The sequence below is a fragment of the Wolbachia endosymbiont of Litomosoides brasiliensis genome, assembly GCF_013366805.1.
Classification (GTDB): domain Bacteria; phylum Pseudomonadota; class Alphaproteobacteria; order Rickettsiales; family Anaplasmataceae; genus Wolbachia.
This window is the reverse complement of the sequence record NZ_WQMO01000015.1, coordinates 1-23,128: the sequence shown is the minus strand read 5'-3', so window position 1 is coordinate 23,128 and position 23,128 is coordinate 1. Positions and strand designations below refer to the sequence as shown.

The 23,128-nt window shown below is 35.1% G+C and carries 16 protein-coding genes, 1 tRNA gene and 3 pseudogenes; 14 read left to right on the top strand and 6 right to left on the bottom strand.

Annotated elements, in window-relative coordinates; genetic code table 11:
• Positions 1 to 204: 204 nt before the first annotated feature.
• Positions 205 to 753 (top strand): 16S rRNA (guanine(966)-N(2))-methyltransferase RsmD, encoded by a 549-nt coding sequence (rsmD, locus tag GO684_RS03775; protein WP_175939071.1) that lies wholly within the window; start codon positions 205 to 207, stop codon positions 751 to 753.
• 53 nt (positions 754 to 806) lie between these two features.
• Here the strand turns inward: rsmD and GO684_RS03770 are convergent.
• Both GO684_RS03770 and GO684_RS05280 read right to left on the bottom strand, forming a co-directional pair.
• Positions 807 to 1,774: pseudogene (locus GO684_RS03770) on the bottom strand (IS630 family transposase).
• A gap of 472 nt (positions 1,775 to 2,246) precedes the next feature.
• Positions 2,247 to 2,594, bottom strand: coding sequence for a hypothetical protein (locus GO684_RS05280; RefSeq protein ID WP_246228217.1), 348 nt, complete (start codon positions 2,592 to 2,594; stop codon positions 2,247 to 2,249).
• A 58-nt stretch (positions 2,595 to 2,652) separates the two neighbouring features.
• On the opposite strand from GO684_RS05280, the gene GO684_RS03760 reads away from it, so the two are divergent.
• From GO684_RS03760 to GO684_RS03740, 5 genes and pseudogenes are all read left to right on the top strand, one after another.
• A complete protein-coding gene (locus tag GO684_RS03760) occupies positions 2,653 to 4,194 on the top strand; it encodes a UDP-N-acetylmuramate--L-alanine ligase (protein ID WP_175939069.1) in 1,542 nt (513 codons plus the stop codon).
• A gap of 9 nt (positions 4,195 to 4,203) precedes the next feature.
• On the top strand, positions 4,204 to 5,481 hold the full coding sequence (gene eno / locus GO684_RS03755; protein WP_175939067.1) for a phosphopyruvate hydratase: 1,278 nt from the start codon (positions 4,204 to 4,206) through the stop codon (positions 5,479 to 5,481).
• Positions 5,469 to 6,491 carry an Obg family GTPase CgtA gene (gene cgtA, locus GO684_RS03750; protein WP_175939064.1) on the top strand — a complete coding sequence of 341 codons (1,023 nt, stop codon included), beginning with the start codon at positions 5,469 to 5,471 and terminating at the stop codon, positions 6,489 to 6,491. The genes eno and cgtA overlap by 13 nt, the downstream gene beginning before the upstream one ends.
• Before the next feature lie 387 nt (positions 6,492 to 6,878).
• Positions 6,879 to 7,740: pseudogene (locus GO684_RS03745) on the top strand (transposase).
• Between the two features lie 524 nt (positions 7,741 to 8,264).
• Complete coding sequence (locus tag GO684_RS03740; protein WP_175939062.1) at positions 8,265 to 10,226, top strand: WD0745 family porin; 1,962 nt, start codon at positions 8,265 to 8,267, stop codon at positions 10,224 to 10,226.
• A 302-nt stretch (positions 10,227 to 10,528) separates the two neighbouring features.
• Here GO684_RS03740 and GO684_RS05815 read toward each other — a convergent pair whose 3' ends face one another.
• Positions 10,529 to 10,711 carry a transposase gene (locus GO684_RS05815; protein ID WP_175939060.1) on the bottom strand — a complete coding sequence of 61 codons (183 nt, stop codon included), beginning with the start codon at positions 10,709 to 10,711 and terminating at the stop codon, positions 10,529 to 10,531.
• 531 nt (positions 10,712 to 11,242) lie between these two features.
• On the opposite strand from GO684_RS05815, the pseudogene GO684_RS06055 reads away from it, so the two are divergent.
• Positions 11,243 to 11,688 (top strand): annotated as a pseudogene (locus tag GO684_RS06055) (transposase); the annotation flags it as partial.
• Positions 11,689 to 12,829: 1,141 nt separating this feature from the next.
• Positions 12,830 to 14,002 (top strand): NADH-quinone oxidoreductase subunit D, encoded by a 1,173-nt coding sequence (locus GO684_RS03730; protein WP_175939058.1) that lies wholly within the window; start codon positions 12,830 to 12,832, stop codon positions 14,000 to 14,002.
• Positions 14,003 to 14,012: 10 nt separating this feature from the next.
• Here the strand turns inward: GO684_RS03730 and recJ are convergent, their stop codons facing one another.
• On the bottom strand, positions 14,013 to 15,752 hold the full coding sequence (recJ, locus tag GO684_RS03725; RefSeq protein ID WP_175939056.1) for a single-stranded-DNA-specific exonuclease RecJ: 1,740 nt from the start codon (positions 15,750 to 15,752) through the stop codon (positions 14,013 to 14,015).
• A 209-nt stretch (positions 15,753 to 15,961) separates the two neighbouring features.
• Here recJ and GO684_RS03720 point away from each other — a divergent pair, with 209 nt between their 5' ends.
• The 4 genes from GO684_RS03720 to GO684_RS03705 all read left to right on the top strand — a co-directional run bounded on the left by GO684_RS03720 (position 15,962) and on the right by GO684_RS03705 (position 17,836).
• Positions 15,962 to 16,099, top strand: coding sequence for a hypothetical protein (locus tag GO684_RS03720; RefSeq protein WP_175939053.1), 138 nt, complete (start codon positions 15,962 to 15,964; stop codon positions 16,097 to 16,099).
• A 196-nt stretch (positions 16,100 to 16,295) separates the two neighbouring features.
• Entirely contained in the window at positions 16,296 to 16,445 is a 150-nt protein-coding gene (locus GO684_RS03715; protein WP_175939051.1) for a hypothetical protein, read from the top strand.
• A gap of 115 nt (positions 16,446 to 16,560) precedes the next feature.
• Positions 16,561 to 17,088 (top strand): c-type cytochrome, encoded by a 528-nt coding sequence (locus GO684_RS03710; RefSeq protein ID WP_175939049.1) that lies wholly within the window; start codon positions 16,561 to 16,563, stop codon positions 17,086 to 17,088.
• 1 nt (position 17,089) lies between these two features.
• On the top strand, positions 17,090 to 17,836 hold the full coding sequence (locus GO684_RS03705) for an alpha/beta hydrolase (protein ID WP_175939047.1): 747 nt from the start codon (positions 17,090 to 17,092) through the stop codon (positions 17,834 to 17,836).
• A gap of 46 nt (positions 17,837 to 17,882) precedes the next feature.
• Here the strand turns inward: GO684_RS03705 and GO684_RS03700 are convergent.
• Positions 17,883 to 17,958 (bottom strand) — tRNA-His (locus GO684_RS03700).
• 463 nt (positions 17,959 to 18,421) lie between these two features.
• On the bottom strand, positions 18,422 to 18,553 hold the full coding sequence (locus GO684_RS05615) for a hypothetical protein (protein ID WP_255419659.1): 132 nt from the start codon (positions 18,551 to 18,553) through the stop codon (positions 18,422 to 18,424).
• A gap of 442 nt (positions 18,554 to 18,995) precedes the next feature.
• Between GO684_RS05615 and murJ the strand changes: the two genes are divergently transcribed.
• Complete coding sequence (gene murJ / locus GO684_RS03695; RefSeq protein WP_175939045.1) at positions 18,996 to 20,489, top strand: murein biosynthesis integral membrane protein MurJ; 1,494 nt, start codon at positions 18,996 to 18,998, stop codon at positions 20,487 to 20,489.
• Positions 20,486 to 23,068, top strand: a complete 2,583-nt coding sequence (locus GO684_RS03690; RefSeq protein WP_175939043.1) for an AsmA family protein — start codon at positions 20,486 to 20,488, stop codon at positions 23,066 to 23,068. The genes murJ and GO684_RS03690 overlap by 4 nt, the downstream gene beginning before the upstream one ends.
• The last annotated feature ends 60 nt before the right edge of the window (positions 23,069 to 23,128 follow it).

The following is a 23,128-nucleotide window of genomic DNA, read 5'->3' as shown; positions in this document are numbered from 1 at the left end:
TCTTTTGCTGATTCCATAACTTTTTCACAACAATTTTGATTTCAAAGCTACTTAATCATCGCTATTTTATTTACTTTTGTATGGCTTCTTTTCTATTATTGTCTATCTATTCCTTGTACAGTGGGAATGGGTATAAGCTGCTCAAGTCATATTGACATTAATTATATATTATTAAATAATTGTTTACTTTGGAGCTCATTTAATATGCTGCGTGTTATTGCAGGAAAATATCGTGGAAGAAAAATGACTACAGGTAAGCATTTAGCTGCGCGGCCAACTACAAGTATTGTCCGAGAAGCAATATTTAACATACTCTCCTCAAAGAAAAGTATTTACAACTTGAATGTACTTGATTTGTTCTGTGGTAGTGGTTCTTTTTCGATTGAAGCGCTTTCTCGCGGTGCTAAACATGCGTTCATGGTAGATTCAGACTATTATAATTTGCAATTACCTAAAAAAACAGCAAAAGATCTTGGTATTATAGACAGTATTACACCAATTTGTTGCAGTGCTAACGCATTGCCAAAACCTATTTCAAAATGTGACATAGTTTTTATAGATCCGCCTTATCATAGTAATCTAGTTGACTCAACTTTAGACGGATTAGCTAATTCAGGCTGGTTAAGTAATGATGCATCTCTAATTTTAGAGATTAGAAGAAACGAAGATTTTCAGTGCAGTAAAAACTTTAGTGTAATCTTGGAACGTACTTATGGCATAGCAAGAATAATTTTTCTTTCTCTATCAACTTAAACTTGTATATACTCTTCATTGACATGCCTCATGCTAATTCTTATTTCTCATTGTTAACAAATCAAGTAAGTGACATTACAGAGTTGTTTAATTGCAGAGTGAAAAAAGAGGAATAAGTTTGCACAAAGCGCTCTTAAGTAAAGCAATTGTGTTATGGACTTTATTGCACAAACTGTTCTGTTTTATATACAACCGAAGTCTCTCAGTAAGATTGAACTCAGGTGAGTATGGTGGTAGGTGATAATCTCGATATTTTTAGATACTTGTAAATTTTTGACTTATGCCGATTAGTATAATCCATGATAAGAAGGGCTTCTCTTGTTTTTAATATTGTGACATTTGTTCAAGAAATATATTCATACAATTAGTGTTGACCATTCGGTGTAAATAAGCTGAACTCCCTCCCTTTCTAGGATTAACTGCGTTGTAGAGATAAAAATTTGTCTACTTAATTTTACTTTAACCTGCGTTTTAATGCCCTTTTATCCCTCCGTATCTAACTTTCGAATGTGTGCTAAACCGCGATTTATCAGAGAAAAGTAACTTTTTTAGGATACTTTCCAATAGTCTCATTAAATTTTAAACTATTCCTGTCTGCCTTTGTCTTGTTTATTGTGAATTGATCTTGGGTAATATATGAAAACTTCATTTTTTGCATATTGCTGTGGACTTGCTGACATTCAAGCCAAATTTTTTCTGGATTCTTATTTTTAAATGGTGATATTAGGGTTTTCTTATATCCGCACTTCAACTTGTTCAAATTGACTCTGATTCAATCTAGTTTTTTACTGCGCTGAGAGAGTAAACAATTTTTTGTCCTTTCCAAATTTTAGGTGCTTTATCCATGCAGTTGGTGCTGTTCTTGAAATGCAGCTTTTTGCTGCGGCTGTTACACTGTGCTTTTTTGCTGCAATTACAGCATTTAGTTTTTTTGCAGCATATACGTTATTCATACTTTCTTTAGCATTTCTTTTGCTGATTCCACGACTTTTTCATCCAATAATTTTGATTTTAATGCCATTTAACTTTTGCTATTTTACTTACAGCATGGCTTCTTTTCTATTATTGTCTGTACGTTTCTTGCATAGTGGAAATTGGCATTGCTCACTAAACCTTTCAATCGATCATTGCTAAGTTCGTAATCTAACTCTTACTACACTCGCTTTCGCGCAATATTGGTTGTCTTGAGAAAACAATCTAATGTTTTTTATTCCTTGGTTACGAGGCTTTGGTGCAGCTGATTTGGCAGTCTGAGCATTTTCAAAAATGCGATGTATCCCTTGCTTTCCGCATTGTCTTGTTTCGGGTGACGTTTCTGCATTTCTTTTTCATGTTGCTTTCTATAATGGGGAATTTTTTGTATTAATTATTCTGATATTTTCCTTAAATATTGCACTTTTGCTTTTGCAAGCCTAACTTTATAAAGCCCTAAACTTTTGCTGCCTTTTCTGACAAGTTTGTTATCCTACCCTCAGGTCCTCTTTCGTTAACTCTTACAACAAGCTTTCTTCCGTTTTCTGAGTTGGTGACGAGAATAAAGCATGGTGAGATAGAATCTTATGCGCCGCAGAAATCAAGTGATGGTTAGACACTTCACCGTTTGCTGTAAGTATGTCATGGTCTTTTATTCTATACCATGATGCTACCTCTATTTCTTCATAATGGTTGTAATGCTTGGGGTGGTAAGTTATATCATTTATTGTATAGCTATTATCAGTTTTGTAATAGCCTGCAGTGTCATTACATCTGTTGCGAAAATTGCAACTATTTGCCAAAATAAATGTTAGGCATGGAAGGGCTGGGTTTTTTATTATTGTATTTAATAAAGGGGGCGATATCATGAGGATTTTAAATTAGATTATAATAAATTTAGTAATAAGTAAAAGTCTGCTGCTAAATATGAATGATATTCAGGAAGGAATAATACATATAATTGGTATAGGTGGAATTGGAATGAGTGCTATTGCTGAAATTCTTCATAATTCCAATTATAAAGTTCAAGGTAGTGATGCGCAATCGAGCAACAATGTAGATAGGTTACAAAAGCTGGGTATGGAGATCTATACTGGTCATAACGCCAATAATATTAAACAAGCTCAAGTAGTTGTATATTCTTCCGCCATAAAATCTGATAATGTGGAATTAGTTGCAGCGAGGAATAACAATAAGGCTATTTTGCATAGGTCAGACATACTTGCTGAGATTGTGAAAGATAAGTATGTGATAGCGGTTTCTGGTTCAAGTGGAAAGACAACAACAACGGCCATGATTGCTTCTATTTTTGATCATTCTGGTGCTGATGCAACTGTGATTGTGGGGGGGATATTAAACTCCTATCAAAATAACTCAAGACTTGGTAAGAGTGACATTTTTTTAATTGAAGCTGATGACTCTGATGGAACTATGCTAAAAATCCCCGCAAATATTGCTGTTATAACAAGTATTAATGATGACCATATAGACCACTATGGAACATTTGATAATATCAAAAATGCATTTTCTCGATTTATAAACAGTGCAGATTTTGCAATTTTGCCTAATTCTGTAGGAATTAGCGATAGCAAAAGTAGTTACGTAACATTTGGAATTGAGGGTGTTTATCCCTTTGTTATCCAATCTCTCTTTGTTACCCCAGTGTGTGACATTGGGATTCAGAAAAAAAAATTGGCGTCACACCATGCAAAAGCGATTAATATCAAAGCAAGGAACATCAGGCAATATAATAACAGTATAGAATTTGATGTGTTGATTGATGATTGCAGTATAAGTAGAAGTCACTGGATCCCAGTGTCATGTGCTGGAATTACAGCAGTTCCCCCTTTATTGTCTACTCAAATGACACCAGTGAGATCCAGAATTATAAAAAATGTAGTGCTATCAAACGCAATAGGGATACATAAGGTTAGCAATGCCTTAGCTGCGATATCGGTTGCAATGAAGCTGGGAGTTAACGATTTAGATATTAAGAAAGGCCTTTTGGGATTTAAAGGAGTTGCGAGAAGGTTTTCTTTAGTAGCCGATATTAAAGGCGTTAAGTTAATTGAAGATTATGCCCATCATCCAAGTGAAATACAGGCAACTTTAACAGCAGCACGTTCAATTGCTAAAGGGAAGATAATAGGCATTATCGAGCTGCTTCGTTTCGCTCGTATCCATAATTTCTTTAATGAATTCATACGAATTTTCATGATGTTTGACTATATAATCCTTGTTCCTATTCATCCTCCAGAAGATAAACCTATTCCTGGTTGTAGGATTGATGATATACAAGAGGCTTTAATCAATAATGGATTTAATAACGTAAAGATTATGGATGATGCTTTACTCATTTCAAATTTTATCAGTGATTCGACAAATTCAGGTGATATTGTACTATTTATTGGTGCTGGTAATAATGTAGCTAGGCTAGCAAGAGAAACTGTGGTGTTTATGTTGGAGTAGAGGTTTAATATGATAAAAAGAATAATTAATAATGTATTTGCAAGGGAAATTTTAGACAGCAGGGGTTACCCCACTATTGAGGTGGAAATTGAGCTCTGTGATGGAGCAACAGGTAGAGCATCTATACCTTCTGGAGCTTCAACCGGAAAACTAGAAGCCTTGGAATTGAGGGATCAGGACGAAAAAAGGTATTGTGGCAAAGGAGTGCTGAAGGCTGTTCAAGCAGTTAATGGAGTAATAGCAGATGCGATCATTGGAATGGATGCAGTAGACCAAAGTTCAGTTGATGAAGCGTTAATAGAGTTAGATGGGACAAGAAATAAGTCTAGGCTCGGGGCAAATGCAACTTTAGGGGTATCTCTTGCATCTGCAAAAGCGGCGGCAAACAGTTTCAAAATGCCCTTGTATAAATATTTGGGAGGAGAGCAGGCAAATGTTATGCCGTTTCCACTGATTAACATAATTAATGGTGGAGCGCATGCAGACAATAAACTTGATTTTCAAGAATTTATGATTCTTCCTATTGGAGCTGAGGCCTTCAGTGAAGCGATCAGAATGTCTGCAGAGGTATTTCATAATTTACGTAGCATTCTTAGAAAAAAAGGTTATAGCACAAATGTAGGAGATGAAGGTGGTTTTGCATCAAATATTGAAAGCACCGAAGAAGCACTTGACTTAATCATGCAAGCTATAGAATCTGCCAATTATTCGACACAGAATCATTTTGCACTAGGGCTTGATATTGCTTCATCTGCTTTTTATAAAAATAAAGTTTACAAGTTTGCAAATAAGGAGCTTCCTTCAGAGGAACTGGTTGAATACTATTGTGACCTTATAAGAAAATACCCAATAGCTTCCATGGAAGATGCGATGAGTGAGGACGATTATGAAGGTTGGAAGTTGCTTACTGCAAAGCTAGGAAGTGAAGTTCAGTTGGTCGGAGATGATTTGTTCGTTACAAATTGTGAGCTAATACGCAAAGGGATAGAGGAAAAAATGGCAAATGCTGTACTAATCAAACCAAATCAGATAGGAACGTTAACAGAAACTTTTGCTGCTATTAGAATGACAAGATCAGGTGGCTATAAAGCTGTTATTTCTCACCGCTCAGGTGAAACAGAAGACGCAACAATATCTCATATAGCGATTGCATCAAATTGTGGGCAAATAAAGACTGGTTCGCTATCACGTTCTGATAGGCTTGCAAAGTATAATGAGCTAATGAGAATAGAGGGTGCATTGGGAAGAAGTGCCAAATATTATCGTGGGTTAGCATGGACTTTATAGACGAGGTTAAATTATATTTAAAAGCAGGTGATGGTGGCAATGGTTGTGCAAGTTTTCGTCGAGAAAAATTTGTTGAATTTGGTGGTCCAAATGGTGGTAATGGAGGAAAGGGTGGAAACATAATTTTTGTTAGTAATGCAAATCTCAACACTTTGCTTAATTTTCGTTATAGGAGACACATTAAAGCAGGTAATGGAAAAAGTGGTGCGAGTAGGGATAGATCTGGTACAGCTGGGGAAAACGTTGTACTTAAGGTGCCAGTTGGCACACAAGTAGTCGATGGGGAAAGTGAAGAGGTAATAGTAGACTTTAATAAGCCTGGCATGGAATTTTTAATAGCGCAAGGTGGAAAAGGTGGACTTGGGAATACTAATTTTAAATCTTCTGCTAATAGAGTACCAAAGCGTTTTACTTATGGTCAGCCTGGTGAAGGAAAATATGTAATATTAAAGCTCAAAGTTTTATCTGATATTGGTATTATTGGTATGCCAAATGCAGGTAAATCTAAATTTTTAACTCGCTGCTCAAATGCAGATACAAAGGTAGGAGATTATCCGTTTACTACCATAAAACCTCATTTAGGTGTGGCAAAAGTGGATAATAGCGAAATTGTAATAGTAGACATTCCTGGAATAATTACTAATGCCCACCTTGGAGTTGGACTTGGGCATAAATTTTTAAAACACGTAGAAAGGTGCAAAATTTTATTGCATTTAATTGATGTAACTCATGATAATGTCATTTCAGCTTATAATTGTACGCGCAATGAGTTGGAACTTTACAATAGTGATCTTGTTAAAAAAGAAGAAATTGTAATGTTAAACAAATGCGATTTGTTGAGGGAAGTAGAAATTTTTGAAAAAAAGAAGCATCTAGCCAATTATCTTAATAAAGAGGTGCTGTGCTTATCGGTTAGTGAAGATTTACAGCCCCTTCTAAGATTATTAAATGAAAAATTGAAAAGGGGCAGCACTAGGGAAATGGATGTATATGATCCTTTTAGGAGATGAATTCTATCTGATACTGATTCTTAGTGAGTCAAATAAGTGCATTACGGAGTTGTGTAATTGCGGAGTAAGAACAGAGAGGTAGTAAAATTGCACAAAGTGCTCTCAAGCAAAGCAATTGTGTTATAGGCTTTATTACACAAAATGTTCTGTTTTGCATATAACTAAAGTCTCTCAATATAGAGAGCTCAGGTGGGTATGGTGGTAGGTATATAATCTCGATATTTTTAGTGCCTTTAAATTTTTTAGCTTGTGCCAAGTAGAGGTAAAAACTTTTTCTACCTAATTTTACTTTAACCTATGTTCTAGTGCTAGTTCCCACTGTATAAGAACAGATAAATAATAATGGGAAAGGAGCCGTGCTGAAGTAAATAAAATAGCGAGGTTTAAATGGCATTGAAATTAAAATTATTGGATGGAAAAGTTGTGGAATTAGCAAAGGAAACGCTGAAGAAAGTACGAAGTAACGCATATGTGCAAAAAAACTAAATGCTGTAATTGTAACAAAAAAGTACGGTATAGCAACAGCAAAAATATGTTACATTTCAAGAACAGCATTAACTACATGGGTAAAGTGCCTAAAATTTGGAAGAGAAGAAAAATTGTCTACTTCCCTTCAACGTTGTAGGAAAACTAGATTGAATCAAAGTCAGTTTAAACGGGTTGAAGTATGGATGTAGGAAAACTCTAATATTACCATTAAAGAAATGAGAATAAGAATCTAGGAAAAGTTTGGCTTGAATGTCAGAAGTCTACAGCACACCATAATATGCAAGAAATGAGGTTTTCGTGTATTATGCCGGTTGGTATACATTTGAGAGTTGGATGTGGGGGGTTTTGAAAGGGTGTTAGAACACAGGTTAAAGTAAAGTTAGGTAGAAAAAGCTTTTATCTCTACAATGCAGTTAATCTTAGAAGTAAAGAGAGTTCTAGCTTATTTGCATCGAATATCAACACTGATTGTATGAATATATTTCTTGAACAAATGTTGCAATGTTTAAGAGCATGAAATGCATTTCTTATTATGGATTATACTAGTTGGCATAAGCTAAAAAATTTAAAGGTACCTAAGAATATTGAGATTGTATGTCTACCACTTGAGAGACTTTAGTTATATGTAAAACAGAACATTTTGCGTAATAAAGTCTATAATACAATTGCTTTGCTGAGAGCGCTTTATACAAATTTATTACCTCTCTGTTCTTACTCCGCAATTGCACAACTCTGTAATGTCGCTTATTTGACCTGTTAACAATGGGAACTAGTATAAGAAAAAAGGTAAAGAATATACTTCATTTTAATCGCAATGATTTGCAAGCTTATCAATGATCTTAAATTCGTCGTTATCTTTTATCATAGATTCTGTGATTTAATTGTTATTTTTTGAATTTATACTGCCTGTAGTACTAAACCATTGCGTAGGAAACTAAAATCCTTACATTTAAAAAACTAAACAATATTACTTAGCTATGCTACAAATTGGTATTGTTGTCAATAACTATTGCTATTATTTAGCAATTAATAAAATATTTTATTGTCTAATCGTAGAAAAATTTTATTTCCATGGAATGAATATTGGGGTTATAACATGAGTGACAAGTGGAAAACCTCTATGCTAATTTTAGTTAGCATGCATGTTGAAGATATTAAAAAGTTGTTTTGAGGTATTGCATTTTGTTCTTGTTTTAGCTATAAGGTTGCTTTAAGTTGAATTTTCAACATTTTTGTACTATTTATGTTTAAGATAATGATTTTGAAATTTTTTGGGGGCACTTCATGAAAAAATTTACCCACACTAGAACTGCTCTAGCTTCTTTATTAACTTTATGTTCTTTCAGCAGTTTTGCTGCTGACTCTTTTAATGAAAGTATGAAGGAAGTAAAAAAGCAAGAGAACACAGAGTCAACCATAACTTCTGAGAAAATGGAAGTTATGAAGACATCAAACAAAAGGCTAAAAGAGAAGATGGATAGGATATGTAATGCTGATCCAAGAAAAAAAGCTGAAGAGATTAAGAAGAAAGAGGAGCTCAAATTAGCAGCTCAGAAAAAGAAAGAAGAGCTAACTGAAAAGAAAAAAAGGAGGACAAGTCTAGCAAGTGAAAAGAAAATAGAACCTTTAAATGCTAGGAACTCTAATGTAGAGAGTTCAAAGGCTAGAGGTGCAAAAACTCAGAAAGCTAGAGATGTAGAGAAGGATTTAAAGAAAGATGTAAAAGTTGTTAATCAAAATGTAGAGAAAAAAGGTAAAACAAGCCCTGTTGTCTCGGTTAGTAGCGTTGATGTTGTCGATACTAACCAAGGAATAAGTGGTTTGAAAATAACTTTTGGTGGCGTTGTTGATGCTCAAGGTTATGGCAAAGCTGGGCCAAGTGATGAAAATTATAAACGCTATAATGTTATGTCAGGCAAATCTACGGGTTACTATGAGGGTGCTTCGGACAGGGTAAAAGGAGTAAACCCAATATTTCCTAGTGAAATAGGAAATATCGGTGATTATAGCGAGGACATGGGTATGATTGCAGATGCAATATTGCACTTAAGGGCAGAGAATAAAAATGAAGATAAGGGTCTTCTCTATGGTGCTGATGTGCAATTTCAAGTTCCGGTAACAGAAGGTAGAGGAGCTTCACAGGGTGTTCGTGCTGCAAGGGGCAGAAGTGCACATGTATTTTTGAGTTCGAAGTATGGTGACTTAAAACTTGGTTATCAATTTGGTCCTGAGGCTCTGATGAGGCTTGATGCAACAAGGATTGCAACTATTGATGGAGCTGCAGATAGTGACTGGTTTAGAAAAGTGAACTTAGAAGGAAGTGCTGCAAGCTTTCCATTTTACGTAACACCACGTCTTTACACTGAAAGTTTCTCAAGCGAAAGTGAAAAACTTTCTTTCCGCATGGCAGGGAAATATCATAAAGACGTTATGGCGGCTACATTGCCATTTAGAGTTGCTTACTACTCGCCAAGTTATGTGGGTGCAAGATTTGGTGTTAGCTACTCACCTCGCTATAACAATAATTTGTTTGTTATAAAGGACGGTGATGATATAAAACATGTTGGTCCAGGCTATGAGCACATAGTAAGTGCTGGTGTATCATATGAGTATGACTTTAGTAAACGTGAGGTAAAGGTTAAGGTTGCTGCAGTTGGTGAATATGGTCAAGCAAAAGAACCAGATAGTACTAAGTATGCTTATAGGGAATATGTGGAGTACAATAACCTGATGGGTGTTAATTTAGGCATAAGCGCTGACTACAATATTAATGAGAATCAAGGTGTAAAATTTGCTACCTCTTTTGCATATTTAGGCAAATCTGGTCAACCAATGGGTATTGAAAAGTTGGTTGGTAATGCCTATCAAAAAATTGATGGTAAAGGTGTTACTGATGATGATAAGAGGGTGAAAGGGCTCGAAGATCAGTTTAAAGGAGATGATAAAAATACTATGTATTGGACTGCAGGAGCTGGTTATCAGCATGAGAATTTCTACACAAGCTTGACGTACTTTGGTAGCAAGATGAGTGATGGAGATAAGCTTCACGATGTTGCATTTGGTATACAGTATGATCTCTCTCCTGCTTGCAGTAAGGGAAAGTTTGTTCCTTATGCATCTCTCCATTATTTTAAAACTGATGAGAAGCAAGGTGATGGGTATAAGATTACAAAAAAAGATAGTTCGGACATAGCGCCTTCTAACCAAGGGGTTCTCTTCCTTACTGGTATGAAGTTTTCTTTCTAATTGGCTTAGTACACACCACAGCTGTGGTGTGTATTTCCATGTCATCTACTCAGGCTTTTATGGTTATTTTGTGTTAAAAAATTTAATGTACGTATTAGTGGGTTAAAATGAAAGTAACGATATTATGGATATAACAGTGAATCTTGATGGGGAGTTTGAGAAGATGGTATAATCTTATTTCATGCTGTAGCAGGTTGAGCACTAGGTTAAAAATTGGTCGGGTAATTCTGGACTAGGCTATAACGCGTCATTAAGGATGCTAATTCAGGCAGTGTAACAGTGTTATCATCTTATACTAATTCTCATTGTTGACAGGTTAAATGAGTGACATTGCAGAGTAAGAACAGAGAGGTAATAAATTTACACAAAGCGCTTTCAAGCAAAGCAATTGTATTATAAACTTTATTATGTAAAATGTTCTGTTTTATATACAACCAAAGTCTCTTAATAGGATTGAGCTCAGGTGAGTATGGTGGTAGGTGCAAACCCCGATATTTTAGTACCTTTAAATTTTTTGACTTATACTAACTAGTACAGCCCATGACAAAAAAGGTCTATCATGTTCTTAGATATTGTGACATTTGTTCAAGAAATATATTCATACGATCAGTGTTGACATTTGGTGTAAATAAGCTAGAACTCTCTCCATTTCTAGGATTAACTGTACCTTTAAGGTAAAAATTGTTTTATCTACCCTAATTTTACTTTAATCTGTGTTCTAATATCCTTTTTAAGCTGCTCGGGTCCAACTTTTGAATGTATGCAAACTGCGATTCGTTAAAGGAAAATAACTCTTGTTTGGTATACTTATACCAATTCCCACTGTACAAGGAACGTGTAGATAATGATAGAAAAGAAGCCTTGCTGAAGTAAGTAAAATAGCGAGGTTTAAATGGGGAGTTGAGATCAAAATTATTGGATAAAAAAAGTCGTGGATTAGTAAAAAAAATGCTGAAAAGAGTGTGAAGTAATGTATATGTTGCAAAAAAACTAAATGCTGTAATTGCAAGCAAAAAGGCACACATTCGAAAGTTGGACACGGGTAATTTAAAAAGGGCGTTAAAGCGCAGGTTAAAGTAAAACTAGGTAGACAAAACAATTTTTATCTCTAAAGTACAGTTAATCCTAGAAATAGGGAGAGTTTTAGCTTGTTTGCATCGAATGTTAACACTGATTGTGTGAATATTTCTTGAACAAATGTTACAATATCTAAAAACGAGGGAAGCCCTTCTTGTCGTGGATTATGCTAGTCGGCATAAGTCAAAAGATTTAAAGGCACCCAAAATATCGAGATTATGTACCTACATCATACTCATCTGAGCTCAATCCTATTAAGAGACTTTGGTTGTATATAAAACGGAATATTTTGCGTAATAAAGTCTGTAATACAATTGCTTTGCTTGAGAGCGCTTTGTACAAATTTATTACCTCTCTTTCTCACTCTACAATATTACTTATTTGACTCATTGACGATGATAATTAGTATCATTTCTTTAATGGTAATATTGGAATTTTCTTGTATCCATACTTCAACTTGTTCAGAATTGACTCTGATTTAATCTAATTTCTCTACGACGTTAAGGGGGAGCAAACAATTTTTCTTCTCTTCCAAATTTTAGAAGCTTTGTCTGTGTAGACAATGCTGTTCTTAAAATGCAACATATTTTTGCTATGCTATACTGTGCCTTTTTGCTTGCAATTACAGCATTTGTTTTTTTTGCAACATGTGCGTTATTTCATACTCTTTTTAGTATTTCTTTTGCTGATTCCACAACTTTTTCATCTAATAATTTTAGGTTTAATACTACTTAAACCTTGCTATTTTACCTGTTTCAGTATGATTTCTTTTCCATTATTGTCTGTCCGTTTCTTGCACAGTTAGGAATTGGCATGACTTTTATTTTACTGGCATGCTTTTTCTTAGATGGTTAAGCGGCCATTTCATAATGAATTTTGTCAGTAATCACCATATTTTTTGGTGCTATGCAAAAAGCTATTCTAGCACTTAACGCTGGAATGACACCATTTTCGTTTATTCTTAAATTGCTTCAGCTATAGATATTTAAGAAATTTACTAAGTAGAAGAAAGGCAAAAGAAGACCTGATTAATATCTATTTAGAAACGTTGGCGTTTTTTTTATGTTTTAAACACTTAATGACCGCAACTCAGCTGCTTTTTAACGCAACCAACCTTTAGTCATAAATATTTAAGAAATTTACTAGGCAGAAAAAAAGGTAAAAGATACCCTGTGGTAGAAATTGCGCACTCTTTAATCCTGCAAATTGGTGTACTATACTGTCTTAAATGCTTTACAAGCGTGTTTCAGTTTATATTGAGAACCTAACGTTGCAGAGACATAAGGTGCATATAGTGCAAAAAATAAAACATAAGATGCTAACTGTGTGATGCACAAATTGAATGTGACTGAATACCTTCAGGCTATAAGCAAGGGTGCTGGCGAGATTTGTCAAGTAATTTTTAGTTTCTATTGAATAACAGTTAGATGCCCAACGCGCTGCCAAAAACTGGCTTGTTATGCGAGAAGTCTCTATTGACTTTCTGCACTTTAGTCTATACAACTCTAATATCTTAAACTATCGACATGCCAGATCTAAAGACAATGATGTTAAATTTTGGACCTCAGCATCCAGCTGCACATGGGGTGTTGCGTCTTGTTTTGGAGATGGATGGTGAAATAATTGAAAGGGCTGATCCTCATATTGGGCTTTTGCACCGTGGTACCGAAAAACTAATAGAACATAAAACTTATCTTCAAGCCCTGCCTTATTTTGATCGCCTTGACTATGTATCACCAATGTCACAAGAGCATGCGTATTCACTATGCGTAGAGAAGTTGCTGCAATGTAAAGTTCCGATTAGGGCAAAGTATTTGCGTGTTTTATTTTGTGAACTGACAAGGATACTAAATCATCTACTTAATATTTCCTCTCAAGCACTTGATGTCGGTGCAATGACTCCTCTTTTATGGCTCTTTGAAGAGAGGGAGAAAATACTGGAATTTTATGAAAGAGCTTCAGGTGCAAGGTTTCATGCAGCTTACATCAGGCCAGGTGGGGTTGCAGCAGATGTTCCAGAAGGTTTAATCGAGGATATTGCAAGGTTTATAGAGCAATTTCCCAAGTATATAGACGACGTAGATGAGCTTTTAACGGAAAATAGAATATGGAAGCAACGCACCGTAGGAATCAGTGAAATATCAATCGAACAAGCACTTGACTGGGGCTTTAGTGGACCAATGCTGCGCGCTACTGGGCTTGCTTGGGATCTACGAAAAAGTCAACCATATGAAATATATGATCAATTAGATTTTGATATACCTGTTGGTCAAAATGGTGATTGTTATAGCCGTTATCTAGTAAGGATGGAAGAGATTAGACAGTCTGTTAGTTTGGTAAAGCAGTGCATAGAGAAAATGCCTAAAGGGCCAGTAAAAACTGAAGATAGAAAGGTTTCTCCGCCACCAAGGACTGAGATGAAAAGATCTATGGAAGCTCTGATCCACCATTTTAAACTTTATTCAGAAGGGTATCATGTACCAAAAGGTGAGACTTATGTAGCTATTGAGGCACCAAAAGGCGAGTTTGGAGTATATATAGTTTCAGATGGCACTAATAGACCATATAGATGCAGAATAAGAGCACCTGGCTTTGCACATTTACAAGCCCTAGACTTCATGGCAAAAGGACATATGCTTGCTGACGTTGCAGCAATTATTGGTTCACTCGATATAGTTTTCGGGGAGATTGACAGGTAGCTACAGTAATTCAACTGATGGCTAACACATCTTCTATTAAAAACTGTACAAATTCATTGCCATTCCAATAATTCACAGAGATTTTGCCTAAAATAGCTTCAACATTGCCCTGCATGATAGCAGAACCAAGATGGGTATTTGCAGAACGAAATGCAATAGCTCTGACCATAACGTCATCATCGGCGATGAAACATTTTATATGGTCAACTCCTACAATTTCAGGCTTCCTGATTTTTGCTCCTTGAATGATAAACCTCGGTTCAGGGTTGCCAATACCAAATGGCTCAAGGCGTCGCAGTTGATTCCACAGTGATAAGTTTATTGCCTTAACAGTTACTATACCATCAACTTTTAAAGCTTTATCATTTGTAGAGTGTACAAACCTTCCAGTGAAAAAGTCATGTAGATCACTTATTTTATCTTCCTTAATCGAAAATCCTGCTGCCATACTATGGCCGCCACCTTCAATGATTAAATTCATGCGCTTTGCAGAAAGAACTGCAGCACCAATATCGACTCCGGGAATTGACCTGCAGCTTGCCTTCCCTATTTTGTTGTTTAAAGATATTACTATTGTCGGTAAGTGAAATTTTTCCTTCAGTCTTGATGCAATGATACCAATTACTCCCTGGTGCCAATTGCCACTTGCCATTATAAAATTTGCGCCTGACTGCGTAGACTTTTCCACTTGTGTCATAGCTTCTAAAATAGCCTCATTTTCCATCATCTTTCTTGCATTATTTAAATCTATCAATTTTAATGCAATGGAATGCGCCTCTTCTTCATCATTTGTAGAGAGTAATCTTGCACCTAGCAATGCTTCTCCGATTCTCCCTCCAGCATTTATGCATGGCCCAATATTAAAACTTAGCCTAGAAGCACTAGGTCTTTCAAAGATTCCTAAAACATCAAACAAAACACGCAAGCCAACGTTCTTTCTTGCTGACATAACTTTTAATCCTTGCGAGACGAATGCTCTATTTAGGCCAGTAATCTGCATAACATCGCAAACAGTTCCAAGAGCAACTAAATCCAGTAAATCAAATAAATCTGGTTCTTTTTTGCCTGCGAAAAAATCTTGCTCACGCAAGCTTTTGTTAAGAGCAACAGTTAGCAGAAATGATACTCCAACTGCTGCAAGACTATTATAAGGAGAACTTTCATCAAAACGATTTGGGTTTACAACTGCTACAGCATTTGGCAGTTTTTCTGTGCCAAGGTGGTGATCAATAACTATAATATCAAGACCAAAACCTTTTGCATCTTCTATTGGTTGATATGCAAGCGTACCACAATCAACGGAAATGCATAAGTCAACTCCTTTCTTTTTTAGCTGCAACAAAGCATCTGCGTTTAACCCATACCCCTCATCAACACGATCTGGAATATAGATTATAGAGTGTATACCAATTGCTCTTAAGTACCTGCTAATTAGTGCTGATGACGTTGCACCATCAACATCATAGTCACCAAATATTGCTATATTTTCGTCATTGTTTATTGCCTGTATTATGCGAAAAACGGCTTTGTCCATATCAAGAAGATGAAAGGGATCTGGTAATAGCGACCTAATTAATGGATATAAAAAATTGCCCACATTTTCTATATTGACACCACGAGCAACTAGTGTCCTAGCTAGTATTTCTGGTAATTCAAATCTCTGAGTGAGAGTTAAAACGTCCCTTTGATCTGCTTCTCGTAATTTCCATAATGCATTTGTTATGCTGCGTTTTTCAATACTAAGTAACATATTTTGCAAATGAAACAAACTACTTTACCAGAATTTTAAAGTTTATTCTACGGTTACATTTACTATTTTTTGAAGCTAGCATAATTTCAGTAAATAACTTGCAGATTAAACATAAAAGTGCTGCGATGTGCTTTTTAACAAAGCATTAGGGAAAGTTGTATGAGAAAAAGGAATTATAAGTATGCTTTTAATGAGCAAGTAGATTAGTCTTGCTAATTTCAGTGGGATGGAGGAGAGTTGTGGGAATTGTGGAGGTGGGTGCTGTAATGGGAACTATTATAGGATTAAGACTTGGTTTTACAGCTCTGTTGCCTTTAGTAATAGTGGCAGATTTCCAGCTTTGCTAGTGCTTGTGGCTATAGGGTTGTACTTGTTACTATCACAATGAGTTAATGAAAGAAAGGGGAAAGAAGGCATTGTAGAGAAATATGTAAGGAAGTTCTGATGCCGCTCTTTATCTCTATGGTAGACCTCAAGTGTAGCAATTGTAATTTGCCTTATTGCAACCGTAAATGCTGTTCTTCCTGATGTATTTGCAACTTGGTGGCAATAGCAGTAGGTGCAGAAATAGAAGCTGTTGCACTGCTGCAGAAGTTATTATGGGAACAATTGTTACAGCATGTTTGCAGGAAGTCTATTGGAATATGTTGTTCTAGGTGGGCATGTGATTGGACCACAAGTTACTTTGGCTGAATGAAAACAGCAACCAACTATTAGAAATTTTTATCCTTGGTGAGCTGAGATAATTGTTTGCTGTCTGTGAGAATATTCGCATAATTTAAGCAACATTAATTGATAAAAATTAGCTATGGAACTTAATAAGATTGCAGCGTCAATTTTACTTTCTGGGCTAATCATTATGGTAGTCAGTAACGTAGTTGATATGTTTTATAGTCCAGAAGAATATAATATTGAACATCAAACAATAGTAGCTGATGGCAGCAATGAACCTCAGCAAAAAATTGAACAAGTGATACTCGATATTGGGGCGCTCATGCAAAATGCTAGCTTTGAGAAAGGTAAATCAATAGCGAAGAAATGTATAGCTTGTCACAGTTTTGACAAAGGTGGAGCCAGTAAAGTAGGACCAAACTTATGGAACATAGTTGGAAACAAAAAAGCACACCTTGGTGACTCATTCAATTATTCAAGAGCAGTGCTTGAAAAGGGCGGAAAGTGGGGATATGAAGAATTATTTGCTTTCTTAAAGAGTCCAAAAGCCTATGTAAAAGGTACACGCATGGCATTTGCAGGTATTGCTAATCCGCAGGAAATTGCGGATCTAGTTAGTTACTTACGTCAATTAAGCGATAATCCGATTGCTTTACCAAAATAATATGGATTGCAACAAGTTGTTTGATGAAAACGGTAAGTACATAGCATATCGCAAGCTACAAGGAAAAAAAGCTTCTGTAGTCTTTTTCGGTGGATTTGCGTCTAGTATGAGAGGAACTAAAGCAACTGCTATTTATAAATTTTGTCAAGAAAATGATATAGCACTTGTGTTATTTGATTACTTTGGTCACGGTTATTCAAGTGGTGATTTTATTGATTACACGATAAGTGACTGGCAAGAAAATTGTGCTAGAGTGGTTCGTGAATTAACTAGCGGAAAGCAGATAATTATAGGTTCAAGCATGGGAGGGTGGCTGATGTTGCTCACTGCTCTTCGACTTCAGGAAAGAATTGCAGCACTAATTGGCATGTCGTCTGCTCCTGACTTTACTGAGGATTTAATATTTTATCGGCTATCTCATGAGCAAAAGGAAGAATTAGATTCTAAAAGTGTGGTAGACTTTACTTCAGAGCATTGCATATGCAAAATAACTAAAAACTTGATAGAAGATGGTAGGAAAAACCTTCTTTTAAATAAAGAGACAATAGGTATAAACTGTCCTGTACGTTTATTACATAGCATTGATGATAAAGATGTTCCTTACCAAACTTCATTAAATTTGGCTAAAAAGATCAGGTCAACCAATGTTGAAGTGCATCTGATAAAATCAGTAGAACATAACATGTCTGATAACCGTTCATTGAAAATTTTATTTCAGACCATTAAAGAGTTTTTGCCGACTGGGTAGCTGCACACTAATTTAGTATTCATATCTTCGGAAGCAAAAATTTTATTGGGGCGAGCGACCAGGATCGAACTGGCGACATTCAGTACCACAAACTGACGCTCTACCAACTGAGCTACACTCGCCAAAGTATGAAATTTCTAACACGTGTGTGCAAGAGGTGTAAAATTTCTAACATATCAGCAAAAAAAGTCAATTGACTATTTGAGCAGATTCTTTTACTTCAGACTGTATTATGGTTCTCGTTGTATGTAAAGTTGTGGGGTTTCTAATAGATTCAGCGTTCGCGTTTATTGGAGGTGTGATACTTAACTTTATACCTTGTATTTTCCTGTTCTTTCTCTAAAAGCAGCAGTAATAATTAATGATCTTATTAACTCATTTAAGTTGAAATTAAATGGAATAACTTATACACCCTTGGAGTATGTTGATTGGTATGGATATTATCCTTAACACATTAACGCTACATGGTATAGGTTATGCAGTGGGCTGGAGTTTTAATGTGCAATCTCTTGTTTGTATACTGGTATTGCTATATATAATATTTGCAATAGGTTTATGTTTCTGTGGCTTGTTTGGCATTCCTCTTTATATTTTCTCGTGCAGATAAAGCTGACAACAGTTTTTTTGTGGAATATTTTCAACGTTGGTTACAACTCCATATCTTACACCTTTCGCGCCTGCTATAGATTTTGCTCTTACTGAGTCATCAATACTCATTTCTTTTAGCATTTTCTTACTTCTCGGTTTTGGTGTCTCATTTCGATACTTAATTATATCATTTTTTCCTAATACATTTGAACTTTTTCAAAAACTTAGTAAGTGGGCGGTGGCATTGAAGCATTTTCCATTTTTCTCTGTATTTTATCTGTTATTTAACTATTTGGGTGCTAGCAAAAAAGTCAACAGTACCTGTGCTAACTGGGCTGCTAAGCTCTGCATTGAGCATATGGATATGGGTTAATAACGGTTAGAGTCACCTATCAGGTCTGTTGTTTCTACAACTGTTCTTTCGTTTAATCTGTTACCGCTCATCTTACCCGAGGCAGTGCAAAAAGCTGTTTTTCAGAGGAGTTCACGAATCCAGAAAATAAATTCCTATTAAGCTACTATAATCAATTATATTGACATTAAGTGCGGTCTAGAGTAGTGGTGAATAGCAATGTTTAAAAGTATTTTTACATTTAGTTTTTTTACAGCTGTCTCAAGAATCTTAGGACTAATAAGGGACATATTAATTGCTATAGTTGTCGGGGCAACCTCTCTTGCAGATGTATTTTTTTCTTCGTTTCGCTTCGCTAACCTGTTTCGAGCGTTTTTTGCAGAGGGAGCATTTACTATCTCTTTTGTACCATTGTATTCGGCAGAGTCATGTGATGATAAAAGAGCATTTAATTTTGCAAGTAGTGTAATATCCATTACGTTTGTTATCGTATTAATTTTTTGTTTCATAACGCAAACTTTCTTTCCTTATGTGGTTCAAATATTTACTCCTGGATTTGATCAAAACAAGCTTGCTCTTACTGTAACTTTGTCGAGAATTATGGTGCCTTACATAATCTTTGCTTCAATTGCATCACTCATTGGAGGGATGTTACAAGTTAAGCGACATTTCGCTTTAACAGCTATTGCACCGATTATTTCAAACCTCTGTTTGATCGTTAGTTTATTTGTGCCTTACATAAAAACGCCGGTTCATAATCTTTCTATAGCTGTTCTGATTGGAGGAATGTTGCAATTATTGTTGATGCTGTTTGGTGCATATAAATTAAAGGCCGTCTTTTTTTTTAGCATGAAATTGAGTAATGAAGTGAAGTTGTTTTTTAAGCGTGTGATACCAGCAATTGTCAACAATTGTGTAATTCAGATAAGCCTATGGATTGATACAATTATGGCAAGTTCTACACCAAATGCGGTGTCCTATATATATTATGCTGATAGGCTAAATCAATTGCCGCAGGGAGTGGTCGGTACTGCAATTGGTGCAGTGCTTCTTCCTTTAATCTCAAAACAGGCAAATGATACTGAAAATACAGTTAAAATACAGAACAGGGCTCTTAATATAGGATTAATGTTAGTTATGCCAACAACTGCTGCCTTTATTATTATTCCTAACACAATCTTACTGACACTTTTTTCTTACGGTAAGTTTGATTGCTATGCAGTGCAACAAACTGCTCCAACATTGATAGCACTTTCTCTTTCTTTGCCTGCATTCATTATAAATAAAGTATTACTCCCCACTTTCTTTGCTAAAGGTAATCTAAAAATACCAACTATATTTTCACTAGCGTGCCTTGGAATTAATGTGGGGTTGAATCTCCTGTTGATGAACAAGTATCAGCATACAGGAATTGCTATTGCTACTTCCATTTCCACTTGGATAAATTCTATTCTATTGATTAATTACTTAACAATAAACAAAATGTATAAAGTTAGCAAAGTGTTATTATTAAATATTGTAAAAATTCTTGTAGCAACGGTAGTCATGTCAATAGCTCTTTATGTTTCTAGTTCCTTATCAGTAGAATTGTTCTTCGACAAAATATTTGCTCGTGTTATCTATTTAGCAGCTTTGATAGTTTTAAGTGTTGTTGTTTATTTTGGTACTCTTTACTTAATGTTTATGGGTGATTTTAAGTATATAAAATTGTGAAACTCTCTGTATATTTCACATTATCGATTTCTTTGGTGCTAATCCTCTTACAAGTTGTTGTAACTTTTAAGGACTGGAATAGTTACAAGGAATACATTGTGCAAGAATTAGAAAAGACTTATAACGCTAAAGTACACATTGGAGGGAAAATCGAAGTTTTATTAATCACACCAAGGCTCACTATTCATAACGTGTATATGCAATGCAACAACAATAAGGAACAAAAATTATCGGCCTTGATTAGCATAAATAAAATTGAGATGAGGCCATCTATTTTATCGTTGCTCTTATTTTCGCTACAACCAAAGTCAATTACGTTGCTTGGTATGAAAAGCAATAGAGAAAATTTTATTAATATTATAAATGCAAGAGCAAGCAATGACGTAGTTGATATAGTAATGAAAGACGGCCAAGTGAGTTTAAACAATAATTTCGCTGACCATGACAGTATCGTTGACATAAAGGAAGTTACTATAAGAAGAAATAGGCAATTCTCTGGCAAAGTAAAGGTAAGTGGTAATAATTATGATTTTTCGGGAAAAGTCAATATTGCGAAAAAGAATGTACATATCAATGTCGAATCAAGTTTTATAAATCTGCTATTTACAGGCAACAGAGATCAAGTAGGATTACAGGGTAAGTTAACGCTAACAATTAATAATGGTTCTGATTTTATAAGAGACTTAGCAAAAATTATTAATCTTAGCTTTCTTGCTTATATTATTCCTGGTAAAAACATTGAAATATCATCTAATATCGACTTCAATGCGAATGAGTTCATAGCAACTGACCTGAGAATAAAATCCAAAAACATACGGGCTAGAGGTACAATACAAAGCAATAAAAAAAGTAATTATACTAATATCAATATTAGCTTCAGCAAGGTTGATTTAGATTCAATGCAAAATGACTTACGAGGAACAATAGATATAAAGGATCTTCTGGAATGTTTTAGAAAAGTTGTGCCAAAGAGTTTGAGCTTAGATTTTAATATAGAGGCCTCAAACATTCAATACCAAAATAAGATATTGGATAAATCCCACGCTATATTAAAATTTGCTGATGGTAAAATAAAAGTTGACACGCTACTTAAATTTCCGGGAGCCAATAACATATCTTACTTGTCAGGAAAAGTTTCAAGTAGTGACACTCTATCTGAGTTTAGAGGTAATTTATTAGTAAAGGGAGATGATTTCAAGTCATTCATTTCGTGCTTCTTTCCTTTTATAAAGATGAAGGAAGATCAAAAAAATAGGTTTACGCTGAGTTCTGAATTGCGTTTTGCCCCCAGGGTACTATCTATTTCCGATATCAAATTTCTAAATGATAAAGAGTTTTTACAAGGATCAATCAAGGTAAATTACACAAAAAAACACAATGTGATTGATAGTAGGTTTAGTGTGCATGATTTTGATGCAGATAAGTATGATTATTCGTTATTTAGTAATTCGTCCAAAGTGCGATGGCTAAAGAATCTAAAGTATGATGTAAGTATAAAGATCAATGCTAATGATTTTAAATTGAATGGTACAGAAATTAAAGATCTGAATTTCTTGCTAAAAATGGAAAAGGGTAAGCTAGTCGTAGATAAAATTAAGCTATCTGGAGAAGATTGTGATATTACCGGTAGCACAAAGATATTAGTAGATCAAAGATATACTAAGCCCTTGTTAGATGTAAGCCTTACAGGAAATAAATTTAATGGAGATATCTTTAAATTGCCGAATTTAATAGAGGTAGAAAGGGATTCAAGAAATAAGATAAATCAAGTGCAATGGTCAACGAAGCAGTTTAACTTTTGGGACGGTGAAGAAAGCTTTGATGCAAATGTGCAGATCAATGCTACAGAATTTAGGGCTGGGCAGAATGTTTTAAAAGACTTTAACTTGGATGCAGTGATGAGAAATAACACTATCACTGTGAGACAGGCAAGGTACACACTAGAACATGGACAAATATTTTTCCAAGGTTATCTAAGATCAGGCTTAATGTATACAAAATTTCTTATTGCAGATTTGGACACCAAAGAAATTGGTGAAGCTATAGGAATTGACAATGTAGATGGTCGGATAAGCTTAAATGGTGAAATTAGAGCTCAAGGAAAAAGTTTTTATGATTGGGCTAATAATTTATCAGGGGAAATCAATTTGCAAGCACAAGAAATAGAGTTTGCTAATGTGGATTTTAATTCATTTATCATGAATTCATTGAACAGTAGGAATAAACCTGAAATTTCTACACTTGCTCATGATGGTATATACGATGGTAGTACACTTTTTGAAAATGTTATAGGAAAAGCAAGTGTTAAAAATGGCATATGTTCAATCAGTTTGCAATTTAGAATTGATCAAGCATCAGGGTCTATCTCTTCTAATTTAACTTTACCCAACTTTGCTTTAATTTCTTTGGTCAGGTTCTTTTTCATTCTACCGGGTCATAGTAGTCCAATCTATATTGATATGCATTTAGATGGTCCTATTTGGCACCCTAAGATGAATTTTGATGTAGACCAAATATTTAGTACTCTGAAAAGAGGAGTTATACCAATTCCCACCACACAAGAACCGGATAGGCAATAATGGAAAAGAAGCCATACCGAAGTAAGTAAAATAGCGAGGTTTAAATAGAGTTGAAATCAA